This window comes from Micromonospora sp. CPCC 206060 (genome assembly GCF_036906895.1).
Lineage (GTDB): Bacteria > Actinomycetota > Actinomycetes > Mycobacteriales > Micromonosporaceae > Micromonospora.
This window is the reverse complement of sequence record NZ_JBAKHU010000137.1, coordinates 1-5,959: the sequence shown is the minus strand read 5'-3', so window position 1 is coordinate 5,959 and position 5,959 is coordinate 1. Positions and strand designations below refer to the sequence as shown.

Here is a 5,959-nt window from a genome sequence, read left to right as displayed (position 1 = left end):
ACAAGGCCACCACCAGCATCGACATCCTCACCACCGGCCCTTGACGAACCAGCCACGCCCCTAACTGAACGGCGTTGGAGCTAGCTGATCTTCGCACCGTCTGGTTAACCACGGCTATCAGCCGCACAGACACTGCCCTATGGCGAACTACCTGCCAGACGGCACCTTGTCCCTCCCCTACACTGATCGGCCCTCCTAGCCTCCGAGCCACAAGATCGGCAAGTCCGAAGTGGAGGCGAGGATGGCCAACGACTTGGACATCACCCAGGTCTACCTGCTGCTCCATTCCGGACCCCCGTACTCACCCGAGGAGATCGCTGAGGCGCTCGACGGTGAACTGGCCAGCGTGCACCGCTGCCTCGACCTGCTCGGTGAGACCGGCATGCTGCGCCCGAGCAGCACCCCCGGCCGGCTGACCGTGATCCGTCCCGAGGTCGGGATCACGGTCCTGCTCAGCCGGGTAGAGGCCAACGCTGCGCGGGCGGCCCGCCACGCGCCGACGACCACCCTGTCGATGACAGAGCGTGAGCGTGAGGTGCTGCGTCTGCTCGCCCAGGGCTACACCGACGAGTCGGTGGCCCGGAGCCTGGGGGTCTCGCTCCGGACGGCGCGGCGGATCGCCGCGGATCTGATGGTTCGTCTCGGTGCCCGCAGCCGCTTCCAGGCCGGCCTGATGGTGTCGCGGGTACTGGCCGACCAGACCAGGGCCCGCCAGGCGCGGCCCTGGCCGCCGCAGGCGACCGCCGTGTGATCCGGATGGAGCGGTGTGATCCGGAGAGAGAGGACAAGTAGATGACCGAGCAGCAGACGCTGCCCCGGAGCAGCGGGGAACCGGCGACCGCCGGTCCCGCGATCACCGTCCGGGATCTCCATCAGCGGTACGGCGACTTCGAAGCCGTACGCGGGATTTCCTTCGAGGTCCAGCCCGGTGAACTGTTCGCCCTGCTGGGTACGAACGGAGCCGGCAAGACCACGACGATCGAGGTGCTGGAGGGATTCCGTACCCCCTCGGGGGGATCGGTGCGGGTTCTCGGCCTGGACCCGCACGCGGACCGGGCCCGGCTCCGTCCCCGGACCGGGATCATGCTCCAGGACGGTGGCTTCATCGGTGACCTGACGGTCGCCGAGACGGTGCACTTCTGGCGCGACGTGCTTCCCCACCGTCCGCAGACCGTCGACCAGGCACTAGCGCGCGTCGACCTGACGGACAAGGCGAAGGTACCCGTCCGCCAGCTCTCCGGCGGGCAGAAGCGGCGGCTGGACCTGGCGTTGGCCACCCTCGCCCGGCCGGAGGTGCTCTTCCTGGACGAGCCGACCACCGGCATGGACCCCGAGGCCCGACGGACCACCTGGTCGACCATCCAGGAACTGGTTGACGACGGGACCACCGTGGTGCTGACCACGCACTACCTGGAGGAGGCCGAGCGGCTCGCCGACCGGATCGCCATCATGCACGCCGGGCGCATCTCGGCCACCGGGACGATCGCCTCGGTGGTGGCCGAACGCGGCAGCCGGGTCCGGTTCGTCGCCTCCCGGGACGTGACCCTCCCCGTCCTCGACGGCATCAGCGCCACCACCGGGGAGGACCTCGCCGAATACCACCTGGGCGGGGACCCGGCCGCCGTCCAGGACCGGCTACGTCGGCTCCTCCACTGGGCCGACAACAACCGTCTCGTCCTCGACCGGTTCGAGGTGCGCAGCGCCTCGCTTGAGGATGTCTTCCTGGAGATCGCACATGCTGCTTGAACACACGCTCAAGGTGGCCCGGCTGGACTTCATGGTCCTGCTCCGCAACCGCACGGCGTTCTTCACGACCATCGCGTTCCCGCTCCTGTTGGGCGGCATGACCCTGGGGCTGGAGGACGGCCTGGTGGAGGGCACACCGGTCGGGCTCTACATGCTGACCGGGATGCTGGCGCTGGTCGGCTTCTTCGTCACCTTCGCCTACCTGACGTCCCTGTTCACCGTGCGGCGGGAGGATCTGGTACTCAAGCGGATGCGCGGCAGCCTCCTGTCGGAGGTGGCCATCCTCGGCGGGAGCGGACTCACCTGCACGGTCATCTACGTCGTACAGGTCGCGGTCGTCGTCACCATCGGGGTCGTCGGACTCGGTGGCTCCATCCCGCGGAACGTTCCGCTGCTGCTGCTGACGGTGGTGCTGACGTCGGTCATGTTCGTGCCCCTGGCGGCGGCCCTCTCCGGGATAACGAGGACCGGCGAGTCCGCGCAGATCACCGTGCTGCCGGTGCTGCTGGTCCTCGCGGGGACCTCGCAGGCCGCGTTCCCCCTGGGGAACATGCCCGAGGTGGTGCAGCGTCTCTCGGCCGCCATGCCGCTGTCACCCGTGGTGGACGTCATCCGCATCGCCTACTTCGGCCGGGACTTCACCGACGGGACCGCGCCCTACCCGGCGGTGGGGCTCGCGGAGTCCTGGTCGGCTGCGGCGCCCGGGTTGCTGCTGATCCTCGGCTGGACGGTGGCCGGGGTGCTGTTCGCCCGCCAGTACTTCCGTTGGGAGCCGCGTAACGCGTGACGGGCCGGGACGGGGGCCGGCTTCCGACCCCCGTCGCCCAACCCGGGATGGGGCCGAATCGCGGATCCTCGTTCCGGGCCCTCGTATCCTGTTCCGCGCAAGCCACTGCCGCAGGAGAGGGGTCCCGTGAGCAACCGGACTGAAACGCTGGAGTTCCAGGCGGAGACGCGTCAGCTGCTCCAGCTGATGGTTCATTCGATCTACTCGAACAAGGACATCTTCCTCCGCGAACTGATCTCCAATGCCTCTGATGCTCTGGACAAGCTGCGCCTGGAGTCGCTCGTCGACAAGGATCTCCAGGTCGACACGTCGGATCTGCACATCGAGGTCGAGGTGGACCGGGACGCGCGGACACTGACCGTCCGGGACAACGGCATCGGTATGTCCCGCGACGACGTCGTACAACTCATCGGCACGATCGCCAAGTCGGGTACGGCGGAACTGCTGCGCAAGATGCGGGAGTCGAAGGACGCCACCGCGTCGCAGGACCTGATCGGCCAGTTCGGGGTCGGCTTCTACTCGACCTTCATGGTTGCCGACCGGGTGACCCTGGTCACCAGCCGGGCCGGGGAGAGCGGCGGTACCCGCTGGGAGTCGACCGGCGAGGGCACGTACTCCATCGAAGCGGTCGACGAGGCGCCGCAGGGCACCTCGGTGACCCTGCACCTGAAGCCCGAGGACAGCGACGACCAGCTCTTCGACTACACCGCCGAGTGGAAGATCCGCGAAATCGTCAAGCGGTACTCCGACTTCATCGCCTGGCCGATCCGGACCGCCGTGGAGCGGACCGGCGAGGACGGTGAAACGACCCGGGACGTGCAGACCCTCAACTCGATGAAGGCGCTCTGGGCCCGCCCCCGGGACGAGGTCGACGCAGACGAGTACCACGAGTTCTACAAGCACGTCAGCCACGACTGGACGGACCCGCTCGACGTCATCCACATGAAGGGCGAGGGCACCTTCGAGTACGAGGCACTGCTCTTCATCCCGGCACACGCGCCGCTCGACCTGTTCATGCGGGACGGCAAACGCGGGGTCCAGCTCTACGTCAAGCGCGTCTTCATCATGGACGACTGCGAAGCGCTGATGCCCAACTACCTGCGCTTCATCAAGGGGGTAGTCGACGCGCACGACCTGTCCCTGAACATCTCGCGGGAGATCCTCCAGCAGGACCGCCAGATCCAGGTCGTACGCCGGCGGCTGGTCAAGAAGGTCCTCTCCGCGATCAGGGACATGATGACCAACCACCCCGACCGGTACCGGACCTTCTGGTCGGAGTTCGGTCGGGCGGTCAAGGAGGGGCTGCTCGACGACTTCGACAACCGGGACACCCTGCTGGAGATCCTGTCGGTCGGTTCCACCCATCACCCGGACGAGCTGACCACCCTCCGGCAGTACGTGGAGCGGATGAAGGACGGGCAGAACGGCATCTACTACATGACCGGCGAGTCCCGGTCGATGATCGAGAACTCGCCGCACATGGAGGCGTTCCGCGCCAAGGGGTACGAGGTCCTGGTCCTCACCGACCCGGTCGACGAGGTGTGGGTGGAACGGGTCGCCGAGTTCGACGGCAAGCCGTTGCAGTCCATCGCCAAGGGCCAGGTCGACCTCGACACCGAGGAGGAGAAGAAGGGCGCCGAGGCCGAGCGTGAGCAGCAGCAGAAGGACTTCGCCGCGCTGCTCACCTGGCTGGGCGGCAAGCTGGAGGCGGAGGTCAAGGAGGTCCGGCTCTCGTCCCGGCTGACCACCTCGCCGGCCTGCATCGTGGGTGACGCGCAGGACATCACCCCGACGCTGGAGCGGATGTACCGCGCCATGGGCCAGGAGATCCCGCCGATCAAACGGATCCTGGAGCTCAACCCGACCCATCCGCTGGTCACCGGCCTGCGCAAGGCCCACGAGCAGGGTGGGGAGGACGAGGTGCTGGCGGAGACCGCCGAGTTGCTCTACGGGATGGCGCTGCTCGCCGAGGGCGGGGAGCTGTCCGACCCGGCCCGGTTCACCCGCATCCTGGCCGACCGGCTGGCCCGCACGCTGTAGCTGGTCCGGTACCGCTGATCGGCCGGGAACGCGTCACCGACGTCGTTTCCGGCCGATCGTCGTTCGGTGCCGGCCCGGACCGCGACCAGGGTCAGCGGGGCAGCACTGTGGACCTGGTCGAGACGCCGGTGCCGACCGTGCTCACCGGCCGGCCCGGGCCAGCCGAGCAGCAGGCGCTCGCCGCGGTCACCCCGAGGCTGGCCGCTGCGGACGCGTTCGTGATGGTCATTCCGGAGTACAACCACAGCTTCCCGGCGGCCCTCAAGAACCTCATCGACTGGCACTCCGCCGAGTGGCGGGCGCGACGGTCGGCTTCGTCTCGTACGGGGTCTCTCCGGCGGCCTGCGGGCGGTCGAGCAGTTCCGCCCGGTGCTGGCCGAGGTACATGCCGTCACGGTCCGGGAGACGGTGAGCTTCCACGGCTTCACGGACCGGTTCGGCGCGGATGGTGAACCGACCGACCCGGATCCCTGCAACACCGCCGCCGACATGCTGCTCGCCCAGCTTGCCTGGTGGAGCGACGCACTCCGGGAGGCCCGGGCCAGGAGCCCCTATCCCGCCTGACCGTCACCGCGTGGCGGCGGTACCCCGGAACCAGGCTGTCCGTCCGGTTGCGCTGGCATACTCGCCACCCATGGTGCTGTCGCGGAGCTGGTCACTGTTCCTGCTCGGGGTGGGGATCTGGACCTGGGTCATCTGGCCCAGGTTCGCGGTGGCCATCTACAACGATCCCCGTGCCTGGTCGGGTGGGTCGGTCGGCTCGGGAGCCCCGACCGGCTTCCTCTGGATCCACGCCCTGCTGATCGTGGCCTCGCTGGCGATCGGCACCACGGTCGGTGTGCTGGGTCTTCGCGGGTGGCGGGCAACCCGGCGGCGGGACGCAGCGTCGGGCAGGTGAGTGGCACCGCCGACGGCCAGTTGGGCGGTGCGGCCGGGATGCCGGTCGGAACCGGAATGCCGTGGTGGGGTTTGGCCCGCGGCCAGGGCGGGTAGCTGGTCGCTCGACGTGACTGCCCGTACCTGGGGGGCCGATTTGGTGCTCCTGAGGCCACCGGGTAATGTTCACGTCCGGCAGGGGAACGGACGAGCCAGCGGGTGACCGCAGAGCGGCCGGCCTGCCGAATCCGGTGGTCAAGCGTTGGTGTAGGTTGCTGCGTGCGATCAGCGGGCCAGATCCGCATGAAAGTGTGACAGACCGGGACATACGGTTTGACACGGCGGGGATGGTGAGGTAAAGTAGTAAAAGTGCCCAGCGCGAGAGCGGGGGGCTACGGTGGAGCGAAATGCCCCGGATGGGGGCCCCTGGTAAGGGGGTTCACCGGATGGTGTGTGGTTGTTCTTTGAGAACTCAACAGGGTGCTTGATAAGCCAGTGCCAATTTGTTTA

General features: G+C 68.1%; 7 protein-coding genes. All 7 read left to right on the top strand.

Going from position 1 to position 5,959, the window contains the following annotated elements; genetic code table 11:
• The first annotated feature begins 241 nt into the window (after positions 1 to 241).
• The 7 genes from V6U90_RS32200 (at position 242) to V6U90_RS32170 (ending at position 5,471) form a co-directional block, all read left to right on the top strand.
• A complete protein-coding gene (locus tag V6U90_RS32200) occupies positions 242 to 751 on the top strand; it encodes a helix-turn-helix transcriptional regulator (protein WP_334444757.1) in 510 nt (169 codons plus the stop codon).
• 41 nt (positions 752 to 792) lie between these two features.
• A complete protein-coding gene (locus V6U90_RS32195; protein WP_334444755.1) occupies positions 793 to 1,746 on the top strand; it encodes an ABC transporter ATP-binding protein in 954 nt (317 codons plus the stop codon).
• Complete coding sequence (locus V6U90_RS32190; RefSeq protein ID WP_334444753.1) at positions 1,736 to 2,533, top strand: ABC transporter permease; 798 nt, start codon at positions 1,736 to 1,738, stop codon at positions 2,531 to 2,533. Before V6U90_RS32195 ends, V6U90_RS32190 begins: the two co-directional genes overlap by 11 nt.
• Before the next feature lie 126 nt (positions 2,534 to 2,659).
• The gene (htpG, locus tag V6U90_RS32185) at positions 2,660 to 4,573 is read left to right on the top strand and encodes a molecular chaperone HtpG (RefSeq protein ID WP_334444751.1); all 1,914 of its coding nucleotides are present in this window, start codon (positions 2,660 to 2,662) and stop codon (positions 4,571 to 4,573) included.
• Between the two features lie 107 nt (positions 4,574 to 4,680).
• Positions 4,681 to 5,025: an NADPH-dependent FMN reductase gene (locus V6U90_RS32180; protein WP_334444749.1), complete on the top strand. Its 345-nt coding sequence runs from the start codon at positions 4,681 to 4,683 to the stop codon at positions 5,023 to 5,025.
• On the top strand, positions 4,943 to 5,137 hold the full coding sequence (locus V6U90_RS32175; protein ID WP_334444759.1) for a hypothetical protein: 195 nt from the start codon (positions 4,943 to 4,945) through the stop codon (positions 5,135 to 5,137). Before V6U90_RS32180 ends, V6U90_RS32175 begins: the two co-directional genes overlap by 83 nt.
• A gap of 70 nt (positions 5,138 to 5,207) precedes the next feature.
• Complete coding sequence (locus V6U90_RS32170) at positions 5,208 to 5,471, top strand: SCO4848 family membrane protein (protein ID WP_334444747.1); 264 nt, start codon at positions 5,208 to 5,210, stop codon at positions 5,469 to 5,471.
• Positions 5,472 to 5,959: the final 488 nt, after the last annotated feature.